Raw genomic sequence first — 20,170 nt, 5'->3', positions numbered from 1 at the left:
AAAGAGATTAAGAGATTAAGAGTGATTTAAATAAATAACTCGAAAGTTTTTAAACCATTAAGAGATTAAGAAAATTAAGCGCAAAACCTAATGAAACTTAATCTCTTAATGGTTTTTTATTAGATATTGGTCATTCGACTTTAAGACTTTTGACTTTCGACTACTTTTAAGGATTCGTAGACCAAATACTGCTATTTTTTATAAAAACACGTCGGTTTAATTTGAGTTGTGCGATGATTAATTCGGCCATATCTTCCGCTTGCATGACTTTATCAGGATTCCCGTCTGTCAAGTTTAATTCTTTGGCCATATCTGTAGCAACAGTGCTTGGTGTTAATGCCGTCACACGAATATTATGTTTGCGAACTTCTTGCATCAACGATTCAGTCAATCCTAAAACAGCAAATTTTGAAGCACTGTAGGCACTTGTCAAAGCATTTCCGCTTAATCCTGCCGTTGAAGAAATGTTGATGATGTCACCCGTTTGTCTTTCAATCATATTTGGCAAAACGGCGCGTGTCACATAATAGGTTCCCATTAAGTTTACCTGGATAATGCGTTCCCAAGCGGCTGGTTCCAATTCGAGAAATTTACCAAAAGCAGCTATTCCGGCATTGTTGATTAAAATATCAATGGTTCCAAATTCGGCTAATGCCTTTTCAACGGCAGCGTTTACCGAATTGATATCAGCAACATCAGCGGTTATTGCCAGTGCTTTTACTCTTAAAGAACGCACTTTTGCCGCTACACTGTCTATTTCTTCTTGTGTTCTTGCTACCAAAATTATATTTACGCCTTCTTTGGCTAAGGCCAAAGCGATAGCTTTTCCAATTCCTTTTCCAGCTCCTGTGATTAGAGCGTTTTTATTTTTTAAGTCTGTCATTTTATGAATTGTTTTAGGCCAATAAAAGGCTTAGTTTAATGTAAAAGTACCTCGTTTTAAATTTGAAATCTATTTTGGTTTTCTATTTAATCTAAATTTAACGTTATATTATTTTGGCTGAAACGAATACTTTTTTATCTGATTGACTTTTATTTTAAATCTAAAGTCAATTTATAAATATCGGTTTCCAAAGCTTCGGTGTCCTTATCTTCACAGAGCAGGAATTCTATTTTTTCTTTTGAATGCGTATATAAAGTTAATCCTTCGAATTTGTGGGTTTCGGAAATTTTTTGGGTAAATGCAACTTCGAAAGTATCTAATGCCAATGCGCCTATGAAACTTCCAAATACTTCTCCATCCTCATATGTTGAGGTCGTATTTTCTACTGCTGCCAAGAAATAGATTTTATCGTCCACGAGAATGGCATCGGTGAAGGTAGCTTCGATGTTTTGGATTTTTGGCAATGGGATTGGGAAAAAGCGAATGTAATTTCCTTCTTTGTTTAAAATAAAAATACCGTTTTTGGATTGTGCTCCATTTCCTCGTTGAAATAAATGCCATTTTTCGTTATGAAATAGCGCCCCTTCTATGTTCAAATCTGCATCCGAAATAGAAGCAGTTTCTTTTAGTTTTCCATAAATTGCCGATAAATCTTTGTCTTCTATTGCTGTAGAAGTAAAATCGTAACTGATGCGTTTGTTTCTATTAGAAGTGGAACCAGAACCAAAAATATAGAATTTATTCCCTTTTTTGGTTATGGATTCAAAATCGAATTTGTCTTTTTTAGGAATGTTTTCCTGACTGTTTTCGAAGAGCTTTATTTTATGGAGTTCTTTTTCTTTGATGTTGTATTTGTAAAGAAAGGAGCTGTTGTCAGAGATTATAAATAAGGAATTGTCTTGGTGAATGAGACCTGAGGAGGAACCGATTCCGTTGATTTGAAATAGTAATTCGAGTTGAAATTGTAGCATATAGTTTATTTTGGAAATAAGTGCCCTAGCCCTGATGGAAGAGGTATCCTTTCTAGTCCTGAACTTGTTTCAGGATCCTGAAACAAGTTCAGGACTAGAAAGATACAAGTGTATAGCAGGAAATAGTTCCTAAAATTCATCAGGATTAATCCTTAATATTTCTTATATTTGAGAGGCAAAGATAAAATATTTCCTATGAAGTCTATAAATCCCGATGATTTTAAAGTGATTGACAATATTGAATTGTCTAAAATCCCTACGAACTTGTTTAGCAAAGCCGATGACGACGATAAAGAAGAGAAACTGGAGAAGGTGCAAGTGAAATTGAGTGAGCTACAGGATGTGATGTATGCACACAATCGCTATGGCGTTTTGGTGTGTCTGCAAGGCATGGATACATCGGGAAAGGACAGTATGATTCGGGAAGTTTTTAAGGAATTTAACTCGCGCGGTGTGGTGGTGCATAGTTTTAAAACGCCGAATTCAAACGAGTTGGAGCATGATTATTTGTGGAGACATTATTTGGTTTTACCTGAAAAAGGCAAGTTTACGGTTTTTAACAGATCGCATTATGAAAATGTTTTGGTTACCAGAGTGCATCCGGAATATATTATGAATGAAAATTTACCGGGAATCGATAAAGTAGCTGATATTACTCCGCCATTTTGGGAAAATAGAATGGAGCAAATCAATAATTTTGAGAAGCACATTACTCAAAATGGAACGATTATGCTGAAATTCTTTTTGCATATGAGTAAAGAAGAACAAAGACAACGCTTGTTGCGCCGACTGGAAGAACAAAAACACAACTGGAAATTCTCAACAGGTGATTTGAAAGAAAGAGAACGTTGGGATGATTATATGAATTATTACGAAGAGGCAATCAATAAAACATCTACTGATTATGCGCCTTGGTACGTTATTCCAGCCGATGATAAAGAAATGGCCCGTTATATCGTTGCCAAAATTATTTGGGAAGAAATGCAAAAACACACTGATATTAAAGAACCTGAAATGGATGAAAAAATCAGGAAAAATATTGAAATGTATAAAGAAATGCTGAAGAAAGAGAAATAGTTTGAATGATTTTCTCGTGGAAGTTATTTCAAGTTTATCATTGTATTACTTTACCGTTAATATGTAAATTTATTGTTTTTTAGAGTTGGAAAGCCGAGTTAACTCTTGGCTTTTTGTTAATATTCAGTTCATTTGAAGTTAAAATTCAGTGCATTTCTTTGTCTTGAATTTAAAACTAACGACCAAGATGAAAAGAATTATTTTACCAATGTTATTTTTAGCCTCATTAATCTCTTGTGAGAATGATGCTAAATCTTCGAAAGAAACTACTGATGTAGTTTTAGCAAATCAATCTGTAACTCCAGTTTTATTAAAAAAGCAAGCAGGTTTTGAAAGCTTGGAACTTTTTTCACTCATCACTTCAGATGATGTTTTGACAGGTAGTCCAAATTATGTTTTTGGTGGTTCAGCTGATGGATCAGGATTGTTGAAAAATGCTGATGGGACTTTTACCTTTTTAGTTAATCAAGAAGATAATTTTGCGGTTTCCAGAATTACATTAGACAAAACATTCAAACCTACAAAAGGTGAATATTTGTTGAATTCTAATGGAGGAACTTGGAGATTGTGCGGTGCTACTATGGCAACTGTTGCTGAACATGGCTTTGGACCACTTTATTTAACTTCTGGTGAATCAGGTGAAGAATCTCGTACCCATGCTTTAAACCCTTATGGAGATGTTGGGTCAGCAGCTGTTTCTAAAGAATTATCCGGTTTAGGAAGATTAAGCGCAGAGAATGCTTTGCCTTTGAGAAAGACTGCTTTTACAGGAAAAACTGTTGTTGTAATAGGTGATGATGATTCTGGAACTTATGGAGGTCAGGTATTTATGTATGTTTCAAACACTGTTGGTGATTTAGCAAATGGTTCTTTATATATGATGAAAAGAACAGATGACAATCAAAGAGAAAAAGATATGGCTGTAGGTCAAACGTATGCTGTTTCGTTTGTAAAAATCGAGAATCATGCTACAATGACCGGGGCTCAAATTAACGCATCAGTAAATACGTTAAAAGCGATTAAATTTGGTAGAGTAGAAGATCTAGATTACAAAAAAGGAGGGGATGCTGCAGACCGTGAAATCTACTTTAATGTTACAGGACAAGCTACTACAGGAAATAATGCGGATGCTTCTAGAACGAAATATGGTAGAGTTTACAAATTGAATTTAGACGCTGCAAATCCTTTAACGGGAACTTTACAAGTAATCCTTGATGGTGATGATCGTAGTGGAATTGCCGGAAAATTTCAAAATCCAGATAATATTTGCGTGACAAAAAACTATGTATATGTGCAAGAAGACGCTAATGGATATGGAGACGAAACCCATGACGGTTACATTTATCAATATAATATTGCTACCAAGGCATTAAAAGTTGTCGTAGAGTTAGATCAACGTCGTGATGCGACTGATGCTGCAAAATATAATGTAGGAGGAACAAGTAAATTTGGAGATTGGGAATATGGAGCATTAATTGACGTATCGGAACAAGTAGGAATTGACGATACCTTTTTATTAAGTGTTCAACCGCATACTTGGAGAGGAACAAAATATAAAGGAGTTGATGGTGGAACAAATCGTCCAAATGAAGATCAAGCCAGTCAAATTGTAATTATCAAAGGACTTGCCAGATAATTTATCTCTAAATTAAATAGTTGCATAAATCCACGGTTTCTTATTAGGAATCGTGGTTTTTGCTTTTCTCCTCATTTTTAAAATTTCTTATGAAAAATTTCTTTTTTCTTTTACCATTGATGCTCCTTTTCTCTTGTGAAAACCAACCCAAAAGCGAAAAAATAAATGATTTATTTCAATCAGATATTCAGGTCCTGATTCAAGATGTTTCTCGATTGGAACTCTTGGTGAAATCAGATTCGATTTCGGCGCAAATTCAAAAGCAATTTTTGGAAGCGCATAAAAGCTATAAAACAGTAGAAATGATTAGTGAATATTATTTTCCTGTTGTTTCTAAAGCGATTAATGGACCCGCATTAGATGAATTTGAAGAAGATGAAGGAAAAACTCTTCCTCCCGAAGGATTTCAAGTAATTGAAGAATTGCTTTTTCCAAGGTATGACTATCGATTAAAAGAGGAACTGCTAAAAGAAATAGGAATCCTTTCTGCTAATTTAAAACGATTGGATAAAGTTTCGCAAACGAATGAATTAACGGATTCTCATGTTTTTGATGCGATGCGTTTAGAAGTTTTTAGGATAATTACTTTGGGAATTACCGGATTTGATTCTCCAATTGCTCAAAACTCCATTCCAGAAGCAGTATCATCATTAGAATGTATCGAAAAATATTATCAAATTTATGTTGACAATTTAGATGAATCTACTTCTACTTTAGTTTTAAAAACGATTGAAGAAGGGAAAGAATATTTGAAAAAGAATACCAAGTTTAATGAATTTGACCGAGCCGTTTTTATTCGAAATTTTTTAAACCCGTTAAGTAAAGGTTTGTATAAGACTCAAATGGATTTGAAAATTCCTTTGATTAAAGAAACGAGAGGATTAAAAACAACTGCCCAGACACTTTTTGATAAAAATGTTTTTGATGCCGAAGCGTTTTCCGCATTTCCAGATTATGAAACTACTCCGGAAAAAATTGAGTTAGGGAAATTATTGTTCAACGATCCCATTTTGTCCGGAAATAATTCGCGTTCTTGTGCTTCCTGTCATCATGCTGAGAAAGCTTTTACCGATGGATTAGAAAAAGCAGTTTCATTAGATGGACAATCGTTGGTTAAAAGAAATACGCCAACACTGTCTAATATCGCTTTTCAACGTGTTTTCTTTTCAGATTCCAGAGTTACTTATCTGGAAGACCAAGCTGTAGCTGTAATTACGAATGAAAATGAAATGCACGGCTCTTTGAAAAAGTCAGTTTTGGCTTTAAAAAAAGAGGCGAGTTATGTTACTAAATTCAAAAAAGCATTTCCAAAAACCGCAATTGATGAATTTGCGATTAAAAATGCATTAGCCTCTTATATCCGTTCTTTGAGTGATTATGATTCAAAATTTGATGAATACATGCGGGGAAATGAAACGTTTGATTTGGATGAAATTGCAGGATTCAATCTCTTTGCAGGAAAAGCAAAATGTGCCACCTGTCATTTTATTCCATTAACTAACGGAACAGTACCTCCTAGTTTTGTAAAATCCGAAAGTGAAGTATTGGGTGTTCCTGATGAAACTAAAAAAATGGATGCTGATTTAGGAAAATTCGAATTGACGAAAGCTGAAATTAACAGGAATTCTTTCAAGACACCTACTTTGAGGAATGTTGCCTTAACAGCTCCTTATATGCACAATGGTGTTTTTAAAACTTTGGAAGAAGTAATTGATTTTTACAATGAAGGTGGTGGAAATGGATTGGGGTTTAATTTGCCAAATCAAACTTTGCCTGAGGATAAACTGAATTTAACAGACTTGGAAAAACAGCAACTTATTGTCTTTATGAAGACTTTAACGGATAAAAAGTTTTATAAACAAAAAATGCCCTGAAATTTCAGGGCATTTTTTTAAAGAATATATGTTTTATAGCTCAAAACCATAAGCTAAACGAACTCCTACCTGTCCAACACCTTTTCCTATGGAACCGTTGTTGTTTACTTTTGCAAAGTCAGAATAGTGCTCATAATGCAATGATACATCAATGTATTTTGAAGCATAACCAATACTAGGTGATAATAATAGAGACGTTTTGTTGTTACCATTGCTTACTGCAAAAGCTGCCCCTGCTTCTCCCATTACATAAAATTGGTCATTCCATACGAAAGCTTTAAAACCTGCTTTAGCTGGGATAAATCCTAAATCATTACCGTCTGCTTTACTTACAAATAAGTTCGTATAACCAGTTGTCAAAGTTAAAGAGTATCTTTTTGACAAATCGTATTGAACTCTTGCATCAGCTCCTAATGCCAATTTGTATGGATCACTAACGGAGTATCCTGCATTTACACCAAATCCTAAACGGAATCCTTGGTCATAATTTGTCGCTTCTTTAGTTTCTTGTGCTTGTACATTGCTAGCAAACATCATTGCTATTGCGAATACAAATAACATTTTGATTTTTCCTGTGCTTTTCATAATTGTAATTTTTTTATTAATAATTTTCTTTGGTGCTGTCTTGATTTTTATTTGATTCAAAACAACGTTACAAATGTAAAGCGCGTAATTGCTCGGAATGTTATAGAATTAATCGGTTTTGTTATAGAATTCCTTGTTATGTTTAAAAAACAACTAATCAAGAGGCTTTAATTTGCAATAGTATCAATACAATTGAAACCTTCTAATTATCTTTGCCAACAAAAAAACAGAAAGTGAATTTATCTCAATATACCAAAGAGTTTTCTTATAATATAAAATTAGCATATCCTGTAATTTTGGGAATGCTCGGTCATACATTAATAGGAATTGTAGATAATTTCATGGTGGGTAATCTTGGTTCTACTGAGTTAGCTGCTGTTTCCCTTGGTAACAGTTTTATCTTCATTGCATTATCTTTAGGAATAGGTTTTTCTACAGCTATAACCCCATTGACAGCCGAGGCTGATGCCGAAAAAGACGATAAAAAAATCCGAACTACTTTTCACCATGGATTATTGCTGTGTACGGTTTTAGGCGTAGCGTTATTCATTTTGACGGTATTGTCTAAACAAATAATGTACTTGATGCACCAGCCCAAAGTAGTGGCTGATATGGCTGCTCCTTATATTGATTGGGTGGCTTTTTCTTTAATTCCGGTTATAATGTATCAAGGATACAAACAATTTGCCGATGGTTTAGCGAAAACAAAATATTCGATGTATGCTATTTTTATGGCAAATGTGGTGCATGTGTTTTTTAATTATGTGCTGATTTATGGATTTTGGATTTTTCCTAAACTAGGAATTCTAGGTGCAGCCTTAGGAACGGTAATTTCAAGAATTATGATGGTGGTTTTTATGCATTATCTTATGAAGAGAAATGAGGCATTGAAACGTTATTTCAAGAATTTTAGTTTCAAAGAAATACGAAAATCAGTTTTGAAAAAGATCATCAATCTGGGTTTGCCTTCAGCGATGCAAATGCTGTTTGAAGTCACTTTATTTACTGCGGCAATATGGCTTTCAGGTTCTTTGGGAAAAAATAGTCAGGCTGCCAATCAAATAGCACTGACTCTTGCTTCATCAACATTTATGGTAGCCATGGGTTTAAGTGTTACTGCGATGATTAGAGTGAGTCATACCAAAGGAATGAATGATTATAAAAATTTGATAATTGTTGCCCGCTCTATTTTTTTATTAGCAATTATGCTGGAAACACTTTTCGGGATTGTTTTTGTTGTTTTCCATAATTTTTTGCCACACTTATTTTTGAATATGACGGATTCGGCACAGGTATTAGATAATAATGAAATAATTATAATAACAGCTAAACTACTTTTGGTAGCAGCAGTTTTTCAAATTTCAGATGGTATTCAAGTGGTAGTTTTAGGTGCTTTAAGAGGTTTGCAAGATGTAAAAATCCCTATGTATATTACTTTTGTTGCGTATTGGGTTATCGGTTTTCCTATTTCTTATTATCTAGGAAAATATACTTCTTTGCAAGCAGTAGGAATCTGGATTGGACTTTTGGCGGGATTAACAGCTGCCGCTTTATTTTTGTATATTCGCTTTGCGAGATTAACAAGAAAATTAGTTTTAAAGAATCATAAATAATAATGGGCTTACAATGTAACTTCTACTTTCGTTCCTCGTATAACAAGCATACAAACAAAATCTAACCAACCAAATAAAAAAAATGATACTATTTATTATTCTTGGAATAATTTTATTGATTACAAGTTTTTCATTAAAAAATAATGTAAATCCGTTTTCAAAATTCGCAAATGTTCTAAAAATTATTGGCGTTTTAGTAATTGCTTTAGGGCTTTTTTCTTCGATGTTCAAACAAATTGATGCGGGAAAAGTGGGCGTTCAATCGCTGTACGGAAGTGTGCAACCTGATGTTTTGGAAAGTGGTCTCCATTTAATAAATCCATTATTGGATGTAACCGAGTTTGATATTCAGACCCAAAATTACACGATGTCAGCAGTACATGGTGAAGGGGCTCAGGAAGGGGATGATGCGATTCGTGTTTTATCAAATGACGGACTGGAAGTAGTTATTGATTTAACGGTTTTATTCCGTGTTTCACCAGAATCAGCACCCAAAATTTTTAAACAGATTGGCGTCAATTATTCGGATAAAATTGTTCGCCCCGTAACACGAACCCGTATTCGGGATAACGCGGTTTATTATGATGCAGTTGCTTTATATTCTACCAAAAGAAATGAGTTTCAACAACGAATTTTCAAAACTATCGAAGCTGATTTTAAAAGTAGAGGATTAGTTTTAGAACAATTGTTGATTAGAAATATTAATCTTCCCACATCAGTAAAAGCATCTATTGAAAGTAAAATAAATGCCGAACAAGATGCTCAAAAGATGACTTTTGTACTCCAAAAAGAAAAACAGGAAGCCGAGAGAAAAAGGGTGGAAGCACAAGGTATTGCTGATTATCAAAGAATAATTTCAACTGGTTTATCAGATAAACAATTGCAATACGAACAAATAAAAGCACAAAAAGAACTAGCAGCTTCTCCTAATACTAAAATCATCTTTATGAATGGTAGAGGGAATGCTCCAGTGATTCTTTCTGATAAATAGATTTTAAAAAAGTTTATCCGGTTATTTATTTAATCGAATAACCAAAATAACGATTAACCGATTAAACATAAAAAAATGGAATTACCAAAATTTTTACTAGGCGACAACACTGATTTTCCCGAAGATATTTTCATCATACATCTAGATTATCCAAGATTTATCATTAATCTGAAAGATGATGAGGTAGAATTCATGGAAGAAGCCGAAGATCTTGATGAAGGGGAATTAAATGCCGAAATGGAAGGTTTGATTGTTCTTGCAAATGAATTTTATGACAGAGAAATGGAACGTTACGAAAAAGAGTAAGTTTATTTTTTAAAATAAGTTTCCAATAATAGCTGAGCGGCTGCAAAGGGTGAAATCTCATCATTTTGCACCGCTTTTTTGGTTGAATCCAATAATTGTTGAATTTCAGGATGATTGTAAAAATTCAATGTCAACTGCTCGTTGATTGTTTCTAACATCCAATATTGGTTTTGTTCTTTTCGCTTTTCAAAGAAATAATTGTTCTCTTTTGTCAGTTTCAGAAATTGCTCAATAGTTTTCCATACATCATTAATTCCATGCTGTGTTAGCGCACTACAAGTTGAAGTGATAGGAATCCAACCTGATTTTTTAGTGGGAAAAAGATGCAGTGCCCTATTGAATTCTATTTTAGCTAAGTTGGCTTTTCTAATGTTATCGCCATCGGCTTTGTTGATTACAATAGCATCTGCCATTTCCATAATGCCGCGTTTGATGCCTTGCAATTCATCACCGGCACCAGAAATCTTCAGCAGTAAAAAGAAATCCACCATACTGTGAACCGCAGTCTCGCTTTGACCAACTCCCACAGTCTCAATAATAATAGTGTCAAACCCAGAAGCTTCACAAAGCGTAATCGTTTCCCTGGTTTTTCGGGCAACACCACCCAATGTTTCTCCTGATGCAGAAGGACGAATAAAAGCATTTTCATCTTTAACTAATTCTTCCATTCGGGTTTTGTCGCCCAAAATGCTTCCATGCGAAATGGTGCTACTGGGATCAACGGTGAGAACAGCCACTTTTTTCCCTAAACCCGTTAAGTATTTTCCGAAAGCTTCAATAAAGGTGCTTTTACCTACGCCGGGAACTCCAGTTATTCCTATTCTTACGGATTTACCAGCATGAGGTAAACAAGCATTGATTACTTCGTTGGCTTTCGCCAAATGATCGCTATTCGTACTTTCAACTAACGTAATTCCCCGACTCAGCGCCGTTATATTTCCTGCTAAAATCCCTTCGACCAATTCTTTTGGAGAAGGTTGAATTTTTCTAAATTTTTTAATGTGCGCAACAGCGATTGGACTGATAATTTCTGGGGCAGAAATTCCAGGTTTTTCGTGTAAGGCGCTAGGATGCTGTTTTTTATTCGACAAAACGATTTATTTGAAAAGTAAAAGTAGTGAAAACAAAAACAGTTTCAAAAAGCGATTGCCATATGAAACTGTTTTGTTTAAAATTATTGGTACTAATTAATACGCTGCTGTAAAACGTACTTGATGGTGTTTTGGATTTTCCGCTTCATCAGCAATAACAACTGCTAAATAAGCAAGTTTTTTATTTTTTTAACATAATGAGAAACTCATAATGATGATTTCCTTTTTTTCTAAATAAATTTAAATGGTATTTTTGCATTCAATTCTACACTATGAATAACATTCTCTTAATTTTCGTTTGTTTATTTCTTGGAATCGCATTGCAAAAGGTGAAACGTTTCCCAGGCAATACGTACAAGATATTAAATAATGTAGTCATTTACATTTGTCTTCCTGCTTTGGCCCTGTATTATATTCCGAAAATAGAATGGGATAATAAGCTGTTGTTTCCTATTGGGGTAACCTGGATTGGTTTTACAGTTTCATATTTGTTTTTTAGCTTTTTAGGAAATAGATTCGGATGGTCAAAAAAACTTACAGGTTGTTTGATTATAACTGCCGGTTTGGGAAATACTTCTTTTTTAGGTTTTCCAATTATCCAAGCTTTATATGGTGAAGAAGGATTAAAAACCGCGATTCTGGTAGATCAGCCAGGTACCTTCGTCGTGCTTTCAACATTAGGGATTCTTGTGGCTACATTATTCTCCAGTGGAAGTCCCAGCGGATTTCATATCGCAAAAAAAATACTGTTCTTCCCGCCATTTATCACTTTTCTGTTGGCTTGTTTGATGAATGTATTCGATTTTGATTTTCACGAATATATTCAGTTTGGTTTACAAAAAGTGGGAAGTGTAATGACTCCCTTAGCCATGCTTTCTGTAGGATTGCAATTGCGATTTGATAGAAAAAGTAAACATTGGAAATTCCTAGGATTAGGACTTTTGTACAAATTAATAGTGACGCCGGCTTTAATCTATTTATTGTATGTTGTGATTTTGAATCAAAATTCCAAAACGATTCAAGTCTCTATTATGGAAGCTGCGATGGCTCCAATGATTACAGCGAGTATTTTGGCTACAACCCACGGTTTAAAACCCAGATTGAGCAGTATGATGATTGGTTTTGGAATACCATTGTCATTCGTAACTTTAGTATTTTGGTATTTCGTGGCACAGTTTATTTAATTTTCACACCCTTTATTATTAGAATATGAATATTTCTTCAGCAACAGCATCACAGACTCTCAGCACGCCAATTGTTCAAAAAACAGTTTATTCGGTATTATTTTCAATTGCTTTTGCTCATTTGTTAAATGATTTAATGCAATCCGTTATTCCGGCAACTTATCCAATATTAAAAGAAAATTTCAACCTTACTTTTACTCAAATTGGCTTGATAACCTTCGTTTTCCAACTTACAGCTTCTATCCTGCAGCCTTTCATCGGTTTTTATACCGATAAATATCCCAAACCGTATTCTTTAGTAATTGCGATGTTATTTACCATCACCGGACTAGGATTTTTATCGATTTCAACTTCTTTTTGGATGTTGTTGGTCTCCGTTGCATTTGTCGGAATCGGGTCTTCTATCTTTCATCCGGAAGCATCTCGTGTGGCTTATTTAGGCTCGGGAGGAAAGAGAGGTTTGGCACAATCTATTTTCCAATTGGGAGGAAATTCAGGAAGTGCGATAGGACCTTTATTAGTTGCGTTGGTTGTGGCTCCTTTTGGCCAGTCAAATATAATATGGTTCGTGATTGTGGGTATTTTAGGAATCATTATTTTATCTCGAATTGCACTTTGGTATCAAAATCATTTGAATCTTCGCGCTGCAAAAAAAATAGCTCCGGAAGATACTGTTGTATCGCTGTCCAAAAGAAAAATTAATACCGCATTGGCAGTTTTATTGTTGTTGATATTTTCCAAGTTTTTCTACATGGCGAGTATGTCCAGTTATTATACTTTTTATCTAATGGATAAATTTGCATTGACCATACAGGAATCGCAGTTTTATTTATTTATGTTTTTAGCTTCGGTAGCAGCAGGGACTTTGATTGGTGGGCCTTTGGGAGACCGTTTTGGCAGAAAGTATATTATTTGGATTTCGATACTTGGAGCAGCGCCATTCACTTTGTTATTGCCTTATGCTGATCTATTTTGGACAGGAGTATTAGCGGTTATTATCGGAATTGTTATCGCTTCGGCGTTTTCAGCGATTTTAGTTTTTGCACAAGAATTAATGCCGGGGAAAGTTGGAATGATTTCGGGACTGTTTTTCGGTTTTGCCTTTGGAATGGGAGGTTTAGGCTCGGCGATTCTGGGTTATGTCGCAGATCAAACCAGTATTGAATATGTCTATAAAATAAGCTCTTTTCTGCCGCTGATTGGCGTTTTTACTTATTTCTTACCCAATATGAAAAAGAATAATCCTTCTTAAACTGTTTTTTTTTGGAGCTTTTTCCCGCTATCCGTTGCAATCTTTATGGCAGTAAACCTTTCAGGATTTACTGCCATAAAGGATTTCCACTTTTATCGGGGCTAGGGATTTTGGTCGCGAGATTTTTTTTTTGTAACGGAGAATAATCAACAGCTTTATCCTGTTAATTTTTTAGTACAACTTTAAGATTTGTTTTAATTTTTATTACTCTTAATTCAATAACTTAGGCTGTTAATAATCAAAAAAAATAAAAAATTATGGCAACACTACGATTAGGTGATATAGCTCCAGATTTTGAAGCAGAAACTACACAAGGAAAGATAAAATTTCACGAATGGTTAGGCGATTCGTGGGGCGTATTATTTTCGCATCCAGCGGATTTTACACCAGTTTGTACCACTGAATTAGGAACTGTGGCGAATTATTATCCTGAATTTGTAAAGAGAAATGTAAAAGTAATCGCATTGAGCGTGGATGGATTAGATTCTCATAAGGAATGGATTAAAGACATCAATGAAACGCAAAACACGACAGTTAACTTTCCTATTATAGCCGATGAAGACAAGCATATAGCAGAATTGTATGATATGATTCATCCCAATGCGAATGAAAGTTTTACAGTTCGCTCGGTTTTTATAATTGGACCTGACAAAAAAATAAAATTAACCTTGACTTATCCCGCTTCAACCGGTAGAAATTTTGATGAATTACTGCGTGTAATTGATAGTTTGCAGTTGACAGCAAATTACAGCGTGGCAACACCCGCAAACTGGAAAGATGGAGAAAAAGTGGTTATTTCAACAGCGGTTAAAGATGAAGATATTGCCGCTAAATTTCCAAAAGGATATGAAAGAGTGAAACCGTATTTAAGAATGACTCCGCAACCTAATAAGTAATTATTTTTCTCGGATAAGACTTTAGCATAAAAAAAGTGCAATGAAATACGTTCATTGCACTTTTTATTTTTATAAAAGAGACTAAAAAGGTTACTTCCTATTGGTTATCAATAAACCGGTAATAATGATTCCCATGCTTATAATTTGAGTAATTGCAATAGCCTGACCCAGAAAAAAATACGCTAAAATTCCACTGAAGACCGGAATTAAATAGTAAATCAATGCTGTTTTTGACGTGCCAATCAACCGTATCGCTTCGTTCCACAAATAATAGGAAACAAGTGAAGCAAAGATGCCTACATAAGTAGTTGCCAATACTGTTTTAGTATCAAAAATTACTTTTTTATAATATAAATGTTCCCAAATATAAAAAGGCAAAAGGAAAACTGTGCCAATCACAAAGACGCTAAATAAAAATACTTTTGAGGTTAACTCCTCTGGTTTTTGTCGAACTAGTATCGTGTAATAGGCAAAAAAGAAGCAGGCCACTAGCATCAACAAATCCCCAATTGTAAAGTTGATATGCAGCAACGCTTCTAGAGATCCTTTGGTGATAAGAACAAGAACTCCTGTAATTATGGTTATAATTCCAACTATTTTTATGGTGGACACTTTCTCTTTAAAAATAATTCTGGAGAGTACCACAATGAACAACGGAATCGAAATGGCTATTAATGATAAATTGACAGCGCTTGTTGTTTTTCCTGCAAAGTAAATCAGTGTATTAAAAATAGTGATGCCTAAAACCGCTGTACCCATGAGATACCGTATGTGTTTCTTTATAATGCTAAAACTTTCAACGGTACTTTTAATTGCAAATGGAGCCAAAACAATACAAGCGATTGTCCAGCGCCAAAAAGCCAATCCAATAGGAGGAATGTGACCTTTAATACCGCTGGCGATTACCATATTTACGGACCAAAGTAAAGTGGCTAACAAAGCGAAAAACGCTCCTTTAGTTTGATTGTTCATCGTTAATTAAACGAGATTTTTTATTTTTGCGTATTGTAACAACATGATCGTTTTGGCATCTTTTATTTCCCCAGATTCAATCATAGCGTAAGCTTCGTCATAGGTCATTTCTAAGACATCTATATTTTCCTCTTCATGTTCAACTCCGCCACCGTCACTGACTTTCATGGATTCATCGTATTCTCCAACGAATAAATATAAAATTTCAGTTACTGCTCCCGGCGACATATACGTTTCCATTATTTTGTCAACTTTAGTAATGCGGTATCCTGTTTCTTCTTCGGTTTCTCGAATGATACATTGCTCCGGATGGTCTTCGTCCAAAAGTCCTGCGCAAACCTCAATCATCATTCCTGTTTGATTTCCGTTAAGATAAGTAGGCAATCGAAATTGTCGGGTTAGTATAACAGTTTTTTGTTGTGTGTTGTATAGTAAAATGGCAGCACCATTTCCTCGGTCATAAACTTCTCTTTTTTGGGTAATCCAAGAGTCGTCTTTTTTTTGATAATCAAAAGTTACTTTGTTTAAAATATACCAATTATCAGAAAGTAATTCGGTTTTTTGTATTTTAATAGCTGGATTTTTCATTCTTTGGGATTGGTTTGTGAACTAAAAAAAACGCTCTGAATTTTCAGAGCGTTAAGTAATCTTATTTAAGAATAGTTTGCTTTCTATCTGGTCCTACAGAAACAATTTTGATAGGAACTTCAACTTCTTTTTCAATAAATTCAATGTATTCTTTTAATTCGATTGGTAATTCATCATACGTTGTCATACCTGTCAAATCAGCTTGCCATCCTTTGAAATCTTGGTAAACTGGAGTTACATTTTCCGGTTCGATATTATAAGGAAAGTGAGAGATGTTTTTGCCTTTATAGTTGTATTCCGTACATACTTTTAAAGTTTCAAATCCTGAAAGTACATCCCCTTTCATCATCATCAGTTGTGTTACACCATTAATTTGAATAGCGTATTTAAGCGCCACTAAATCTAACCATCCACAACGTCTTTGTCTTCCTGTAACGGATCCAAATTCATTTCCTACACGTGCCATAGTTGCACCATCTTCGTCAAAAAGTTCCGTTGGAAACGGACCACTTCCTACACGTGTTACATACGCTTTGAAAATTCCGTATACTTCTTTTATTTTGTTTGGAGCAATTCCTAAACCAGTACAGGCACCAGCTGCAGTTGTATTTGATGAAGTCACAAATGGATAAGTTCCAAAATCAACATCTAATAAGGAACCTTGAGCTCCTTCACATAATATTGATTTACCCGCTTTTTGAGCTTGGTGTAAATATTCCTCACTATCAATAAAGTCGAGTTTTTTTATTTCTTCGATTGCTTCAAAGAATTCTTTTTCTAATTCTTCTAAGTTGTATTGGATAGCAACATCGTAGAATTCAATCATGGCTTCATGCTTGTCAGCCAAAGCTCTGTAACGATCTGCAAAATCTTCTAATTCAATATCACCTACACGAAGACCGTTTCTTCCGGTTTTGTCCATATAAGTTGGGCCAATTCCTTTCAATGTAGAACCAATTTTTGCTTTCCCTTTAGAAGCTTCAGAAGCTGCGTCTAATAAACGGTGTGTTGGCAAAATTAAATGCGCTTTTCTTGAAATGATTAATTTGCTTTTGATGTCTAAATTAAATTTCTCAAGACCTTCAATTTCTTTTTGAAAAACTACAGGATCTATTACAACTCCATTTCCAATAATGTTTATGGCAGTTTTATGAAAGATACCAGAAGGAATAGTTCTAAGAACATGTTTTATTCCGTCAAATTCCAAAGTGTGTCCTGCATTTGGTCCACCTTGAAAACGAGCAATAATATCATAATTTGAAGTAAGAACATCAACAATTTTTCCTTTTCCTTCATCTCCCCATTGTAATCCTAGTAATAAATCTGCGGTCATTCTATGTGTTTTATTTGTAGTTAGTTTTTATATTCAAAAGACAACTAGATGCTGTCTGTACTATTTTTGTTTTTTTATTCCGTATAAATACAAGGAATGATTGGTAATTTCTATGTCGAATATTTCTTCGATAGTCTTTTTAATACTTTGGATTCTTGGATCACAAAACTCAATTACTTCGCCAGTATCTGTCATAATAATATGATCGTGCTGTTTGTCAAAGTACGATTTTTCGTAATGTGCCTGATTTTGTCCAAATTGATGTTTACGAACCAAAGCACAATCCAATAGCAATTCAATAGTATTGTAAAGGGTTGCTCTACTGACACGATAGTTCTTGTTTTTCATTTTGATATAAAGATTCTCTACATCAAAATGTTCTTCGCTATCGTATATTTCCTGAAGAATAGCATAACGCTCAGGTGTTTTGCGATGTCCTTTTTTTTCAAGATACATTGTAAAAACATTTTTTACAATTTCTTGGTTTTTGGTGTTATCTGTGGAAATGAGTGTCATATGTGGGCAAAGATAAATTTTTTAGTTTAAAGTTTAAAGTTTCAGCTTTGTTTAGTTTCAAGTTTTTTTAGTTTTAAGTGGAAAAACCGCTAACTTGAAATAATTTTTTTTGAAACTTTTCTAAGTTTTATATACTCTTGTTACCTTATCAATTCCGTCAATTTTTTTGATGTTGTTGATCATTTTCTTCAAAATCGTATTATTTTGAACAATTACTGCCACTTGACCATGAAAAATTCCTGCATCTGTACTCAAAGAAATACTCTGAATATTTACATGCATATTGTTTGAAATTACCTTTGTTAACTGGTTCGTCAGTCCTAAGACATCCATCCCGGTTATGTTTATTATGGCTTTAAATTCTTCTTGTGAAGAGTCAATCCATTTGGCTGTCATAATTCGATAAGCGTAATTCGATTGCATCCCAATAGCGTTTGGACAATCTTTTTTGTGTACTTTTATTCCTTCATTGATGGTTACAAAACCAAATACGTCATCACCTGGAATCGGGTTGCAACACGGAGATAATTTGTAATCCAGTTTGTCATGTTCTTTCCCAAAAACAAGCAAATCGTAATTACTGCTTATTATTGGTCTATGAATGTCTTCATCGGCTGTGCTGCTTGTGGAACGTTTTATTTTATTTTTGAAAAAATTAATAAAAGTGTTGCTTTTTTGAGCTGCATAATCCTTGAGTTGCTGATTCTCTATGGCGCCAATTCCAACTCTGTAAAATAAGTCTAAACTTGTTTTTAATTTGAAAAAATTGACTAACTCGTTAACAACGGATTCGTTTAACGTTATTTTTAAATGCTTTAATTTTCGGGTAAGCAGTTCTTTTCCTTCTTCACCAATTTTCTTGGTGTTTTCGTTTAGAACGTTTTTAATTTTCGTTTTTGCTCTCGAAGTCGTAACATAATCAAGCCAGTTAGCTGTTGGTTTCTGATGTTGAGAGGTGATAACTTCAATTTGATCTCCGCTTTTTAATTCGAAGTTCAAAGGAACTAATTTCCCATTGACACGCGTTCCTCGGGTACGAATTCCTATTTCGGAGTGGATACTGAAGGCAAAGTCAAGAGAAGTGGCTCCTTTTGGCAATGATTTTATTTCTCCTTTTGGAGTAAATACAAAGATTTCTTTAGAATATAAATTCATTTTGAAATCTTCCACAAAATCCACCGCGTTGGTTTCTGAACTTTCTAATGCTTCTTTTAATAAATTCAGCCATGCATCGAGTTCATTTTCTTCAGTAGCTCCATTTTTATATTTGTAATGTGCTGCGTAGCCTTTTTCAGCAATTTCATCCATGCGCTCACTACGTACCTGAACTTCTACCCAGCGACCTTTTGGTCCCATAACGGTGATGTGCAGGGCTTCATAACCAGTAGATTTAGGGGAAGAAATCCAATCGCGTAAACGACTGGGGCTCGGTCTGTAGTAATCGGTTACTATGGAATAGATTTTCCAAGCAAGAAATTTTTCTTCGTGCGGAGTTGATTTGTATACAATACGAAGCGCAAACTTATCATAAACTTCATCGAAGCTTACGTTTTGCGCTTTCATTTTCCTGCGAATGGAGTAAATTGATTTTGGGCGACCTTTTATTATATAATCGATTCCTTCAGCATCCAATGCTGTTTTTAGCACATCTGAAATGTCTTTTATGTAGGCATCTTGTTCTTCTTTGGTCTCTTTTATTTTGCTTACAATTTCATTGTAAATAACAGGTTCTGTATATTTTAATCCTAAATCTTCGAGTTTTGTTTTAATATTGTATAAACCCAATCGATGAGCAAGTGGAGCATATATGTATAAAGTTTCTGACGCAATTTTGGTTTGTTTGTCTTCTTGCATCGAATCCATTGTTTGCATATTGTGCAAACGATCGGCTAATTTTATAAGAATTACTCGCACATCATCATTGAGTGTCAAAATCATTTTACGGAAGTTCTCTGCTTGTATTGATGCATTTAGATCCTTTTGTACCATTGAAATTTTTGTCAATCCTTCAACTAGTTGTGCTACTTTAGGATTAAATAATCGTTCAATATCTTGCACGGTCATTAGCGTGTCTTCAACTACATCGTGCAATAATGCAGCAGCAATTGACGTAGCTCCCAAACCTATTTCTGAAGCAACAATTTTTGCAACAGCAATGGGATGGAAAATATAGGCTTCGCCTGATTTTCTTCGTTGATCTTTATGGGCATCTACTGCAACGTCAAAAGCTTTTCGGATCAGTTTTTTATCTTCATCAGTTAAGGTTTGATAACTTATTCGAAGTAGCTCTTTGTATTCTTGAGCAATTGCTTTATTTTCTTTTTCTGTATCTATTTCTATCATAACGGCATGGTTCAATTCTCTAAAAATAGAAATTACTTAGGAGATATGCAAGTAAAAAG

Annotated in this window: 18 protein-coding genes; 9 read left to right on the top strand and 9 right to left on the bottom strand. The window is 34.5% G+C overall.

The window, feature by feature from the left end:
- Nucleotides 1-166: 166 nt before the first annotated feature.
- Both ACM55M_RS07170 and ACM55M_RS07165 read right to left on the bottom strand, forming a co-directional pair.
- A complete protein-coding gene (locus ACM55M_RS07170) occupies nt 167-883 on the bottom strand; it encodes a 3-ketoacyl-ACP reductase (protein ID WP_039110013.1) in 717 nt (238 codons plus the stop codon).
- A gap of 149 nt (nt 884-1,032) precedes the next feature.
- Nucleotides 1,033-1,854 carry a DUF6929 family protein gene (locus tag ACM55M_RS07165; protein WP_416856887.1) on the bottom strand — a complete coding sequence of 274 codons (822 nt, stop codon included), beginning with the start codon at nt 1,852-1,854 and terminating at the stop codon, nt 1,033-1,035.
- 195 nt (nt 1,855-2,049) lie between these two features.
- Between ACM55M_RS07165 and ACM55M_RS07160 the strand changes: the two genes are divergently transcribed.
- From ACM55M_RS07160 to ACM55M_RS07150, 3 genes are all read left to right on the top strand, one after another.
- The gene (locus tag ACM55M_RS07160) at nt 2,050-2,931 is read left to right on the top strand and encodes a PPK2 family polyphosphate kinase (RefSeq protein WP_416856886.1); all 882 of its coding nucleotides are present in this window, start codon (nt 2,050-2,052) and stop codon (nt 2,929-2,931) included.
- 187 nt (nt 2,932-3,118) lie between these two features.
- A complete protein-coding gene (locus ACM55M_RS07155; RefSeq protein WP_416856885.1) occupies nt 3,119-4,567 on the top strand; it encodes a PhoX family protein in 1,449 nt (482 codons plus the stop codon).
- Between the two features lie 89 nt (nt 4,568-4,656).
- Entirely contained in the window at nt 4,657-6,441 is a 1,785-nt protein-coding gene (locus ACM55M_RS07150) for a cytochrome-c peroxidase (protein ID WP_416856884.1), read from the top strand.
- A gap of 33 nt (nt 6,442-6,474) precedes the next feature.
- On the opposite strand, the gene ACM55M_RS07145 is transcribed toward ACM55M_RS07150, so the two are convergent.
- Nucleotides 6,475-7,026 (bottom strand): hypothetical protein, encoded by a 552-nt coding sequence (locus ACM55M_RS07145; RefSeq protein WP_416856883.1) that lies wholly within the window; start codon nt 7,024-7,026, stop codon nt 6,475-6,477.
- 233 nt (nt 7,027-7,259) lie between these two features.
- Here ACM55M_RS07145 and ACM55M_RS07140 point away from each other — a divergent pair, with 233 nt between their 5' ends.
- The 3 genes from ACM55M_RS07140 (at nt 7,260) to ACM55M_RS07130 (ending at nt 9,936) form a co-directional block, all read left to right on the top strand.
- The gene (locus tag ACM55M_RS07140; RefSeq protein ID WP_416856882.1) at nt 7,260-8,639 is read left to right on the top strand and encodes an MATE family efflux transporter; all 1,380 of its coding nucleotides are present in this window, start codon (nt 7,260-7,262) and stop codon (nt 8,637-8,639) included.
- Between the two features lie 82 nt (nt 8,640-8,721).
- Complete coding sequence (locus tag ACM55M_RS07135) at nt 8,722-9,630, top strand: prohibitin family protein (RefSeq protein WP_416856881.1); 909 nt, start codon at nt 8,722-8,724, stop codon at nt 9,628-9,630.
- A gap of 75 nt (nt 9,631-9,705) precedes the next feature.
- A complete protein-coding gene (locus tag ACM55M_RS07130; protein ID WP_039110009.1) occupies nt 9,706-9,936 on the top strand; it encodes a hypothetical protein in 231 nt (76 codons plus the stop codon).
- Between the two features lie 2 nt (nt 9,937-9,938).
- Here the strand turns inward: ACM55M_RS07130 and meaB are convergent, their stop codons facing one another.
- Nucleotides 9,939-11,027, bottom strand: coding sequence for a methylmalonyl Co-A mutase-associated GTPase MeaB (gene meaB / locus ACM55M_RS07125; protein ID WP_416856880.1), 1,089 nt, complete (start codon nt 11,025-11,027; stop codon nt 9,939-9,941).
- Nucleotides 11,028-11,299: 272 nt separating this feature from the next.
- Here meaB and ACM55M_RS07120 point away from each other — a divergent pair, with 272 nt between their 5' ends.
- The 3 genes from ACM55M_RS07120 to ACM55M_RS07110 all read left to right on the top strand — a co-directional run bounded on the left by ACM55M_RS07120 (nt 11,300) and on the right by ACM55M_RS07110 (nt 14,359).
- Nucleotides 11,300-12,211 (top strand): AEC family transporter, encoded by a 912-nt coding sequence (locus ACM55M_RS07120; RefSeq protein WP_416856879.1) that lies wholly within the window; start codon nt 11,300-11,302, stop codon nt 12,209-12,211.
- A 25-nt stretch (nt 12,212-12,236) separates the two neighbouring features.
- A complete protein-coding gene (locus ACM55M_RS07115) occupies nt 12,237-13,463 on the top strand; it encodes an MFS transporter (RefSeq protein ID WP_416856878.1) in 1,227 nt (408 codons plus the stop codon).
- 257 nt (nt 13,464-13,720) lie between these two features.
- The gene (locus ACM55M_RS07110; protein ID WP_416856877.1) at nt 13,721-14,359 is read left to right on the top strand and encodes a peroxiredoxin; all 639 of its coding nucleotides are present in this window, start codon (nt 13,721-13,723) and stop codon (nt 14,357-14,359) included.
- A gap of 90 nt (nt 14,360-14,449) precedes the next feature.
- Here the strand turns inward: ACM55M_RS07110 and ACM55M_RS07105 are convergent, their stop codons facing one another.
- From ACM55M_RS07105 to ACM55M_RS07085, 5 genes are all read right to left on the bottom strand, one after another.
- A complete protein-coding gene (locus tag ACM55M_RS07105; protein ID WP_416856876.1) occupies nt 14,450-15,331 on the bottom strand; it encodes a DMT family transporter in 882 nt (293 codons plus the stop codon).
- A 6-nt stretch (nt 15,332-15,337) separates the two neighbouring features.
- On the bottom strand, nt 15,338-15,919 hold the full coding sequence (gene nudK, locus ACM55M_RS07100) for a GDP-mannose pyrophosphatase NudK (protein ID WP_416856875.1): 582 nt from the start codon (nt 15,917-15,919) through the stop codon (nt 15,338-15,340).
- Nucleotides 15,920-15,980: 61 nt separating this feature from the next.
- Entirely contained in the window at nt 15,981-17,252 is a 1,272-nt protein-coding gene (locus ACM55M_RS07095; protein WP_416856874.1) for an adenylosuccinate synthase, read from the bottom strand.
- A 60-nt stretch (nt 17,253-17,312) separates the two neighbouring features.
- Nucleotides 17,313-17,768: a Fur family transcriptional regulator gene (locus ACM55M_RS07090; RefSeq protein ID WP_035670620.1), complete on the bottom strand. Its 456-nt coding sequence runs from the start codon at nt 17,766-17,768 to the stop codon at nt 17,313-17,315.
- 120 nt (nt 17,769-17,888) lie between these two features.
- A complete protein-coding gene (locus tag ACM55M_RS07085; RefSeq protein ID WP_416856873.1) occupies nt 17,889-20,111 on the bottom strand; it encodes a RelA/SpoT family protein in 2,223 nt (740 codons plus the stop codon).
- Nucleotides 20,112-20,170: the final 59 nt, after the last annotated feature.

Origin of the sequence: Flavobacterium galactosi, assembly GCF_048158585.1 — a bacterium.
GTDB classification, from domain to species: domain Bacteria; phylum Bacteroidota; class Bacteroidia; order Flavobacteriales; family Flavobacteriaceae; genus Flavobacterium; species Flavobacterium galactosi.
The sequence above is the reverse complement of the archived record's forward strand: the minus strand, read 5'-3'. Positions and strand labels throughout refer to the sequence as shown.

Bases quoted from the DNA above. Each gene is read 5' to 3' on its own strand.
- ACM55M_RS07170 (WP_039110013.1), bottom strand. From the start codon at position 883: ATGACAGACTTAAAAAATAAAAACGCTCTAATCACAGGAGCTGGAAAA.
- ACM55M_RS07165 (WP_416856887.1), bottom strand. From the start codon at position 1,854: ATGCTACAATTTCAACTCGAATTACTATTTCAAATCAACGGAATCGGT.
- ACM55M_RS07160 (WP_416856886.1), top strand. From the start codon at position 2,050: ATGAAGTCTATAAATCCCGATGATTTTAAAGTGATTGACAATATTGAA.
- ACM55M_RS07155 (WP_416856885.1), top strand. From the start codon at position 3,119: ATGAAAAGAATTATTTTACCAATGTTATTTTTAGCCTCATTAATCTCT.
- ACM55M_RS07150 (WP_416856884.1), top strand. From the start codon at position 4,657: ATGAAAAATTTCTTTTTTCTTTTACCATTGATGCTCCTTTTCTCTTGT.
- ACM55M_RS07145 (WP_416856883.1), bottom strand. From the start codon at position 7,026: ATGAAAAGCACAGGAAAAATCAAAATGTTATTTGTATTCGCAATAGCA.
- ACM55M_RS07135 (WP_416856881.1), top strand. From the start codon at position 8,722: ATGATACTATTTATTATTCTTGGAATAATTTTATTGATTACAAGTTTT.
- ACM55M_RS07130 (WP_039110009.1), top strand. From the start codon at position 9,706: ATGGAATTACCAAAATTTTTACTAGGCGACAACACTGATTTTCCCGAA.
- ACM55M_RS07120 (WP_416856879.1), top strand. From the start codon at position 11,300: ATGAATAACATTCTCTTAATTTTCGTTTGTTTATTTCTTGGAATCGCA.
- ACM55M_RS07115 (WP_416856878.1), top strand. From the start codon at position 12,237: ATGAATATTTCTTCAGCAACAGCATCACAGACTCTCAGCACGCCAATT.
- ACM55M_RS07110 (WP_416856877.1), top strand. From the start codon at position 13,721: ATGGCAACACTACGATTAGGTGATATAGCTCCAGATTTTGAAGCAGAA.
- ACM55M_RS07105 (WP_416856876.1), bottom strand. From the start codon at position 15,331: ATGAACAATCAAACTAAAGGAGCGTTTTTCGCTTTGTTAGCCACTTTA.
- nudK (WP_416856875.1), bottom strand. From the start codon at position 15,919: ATGAAAAATCCAGCTATTAAAATACAAAAAACCGAATTACTTTCTGAT.
- ACM55M_RS07095 (WP_416856874.1), bottom strand. From the start codon at position 17,252: ATGACCGCAGATTTATTACTAGGATTACAATGGGGAGATGAAGGAAAA.
- ACM55M_RS07090 (WP_035670620.1), bottom strand. From the start codon at position 17,768: ATGACACTCATTTCCACAGATAACACCAAAAACCAAGAAATTGTAAAA.
- ACM55M_RS07085 (WP_416856873.1), bottom strand. From the start codon at position 20,111: ATGATAGAAATAGATACAGAAAAAGAAAATAAAGCAATTGCTCAAGAA.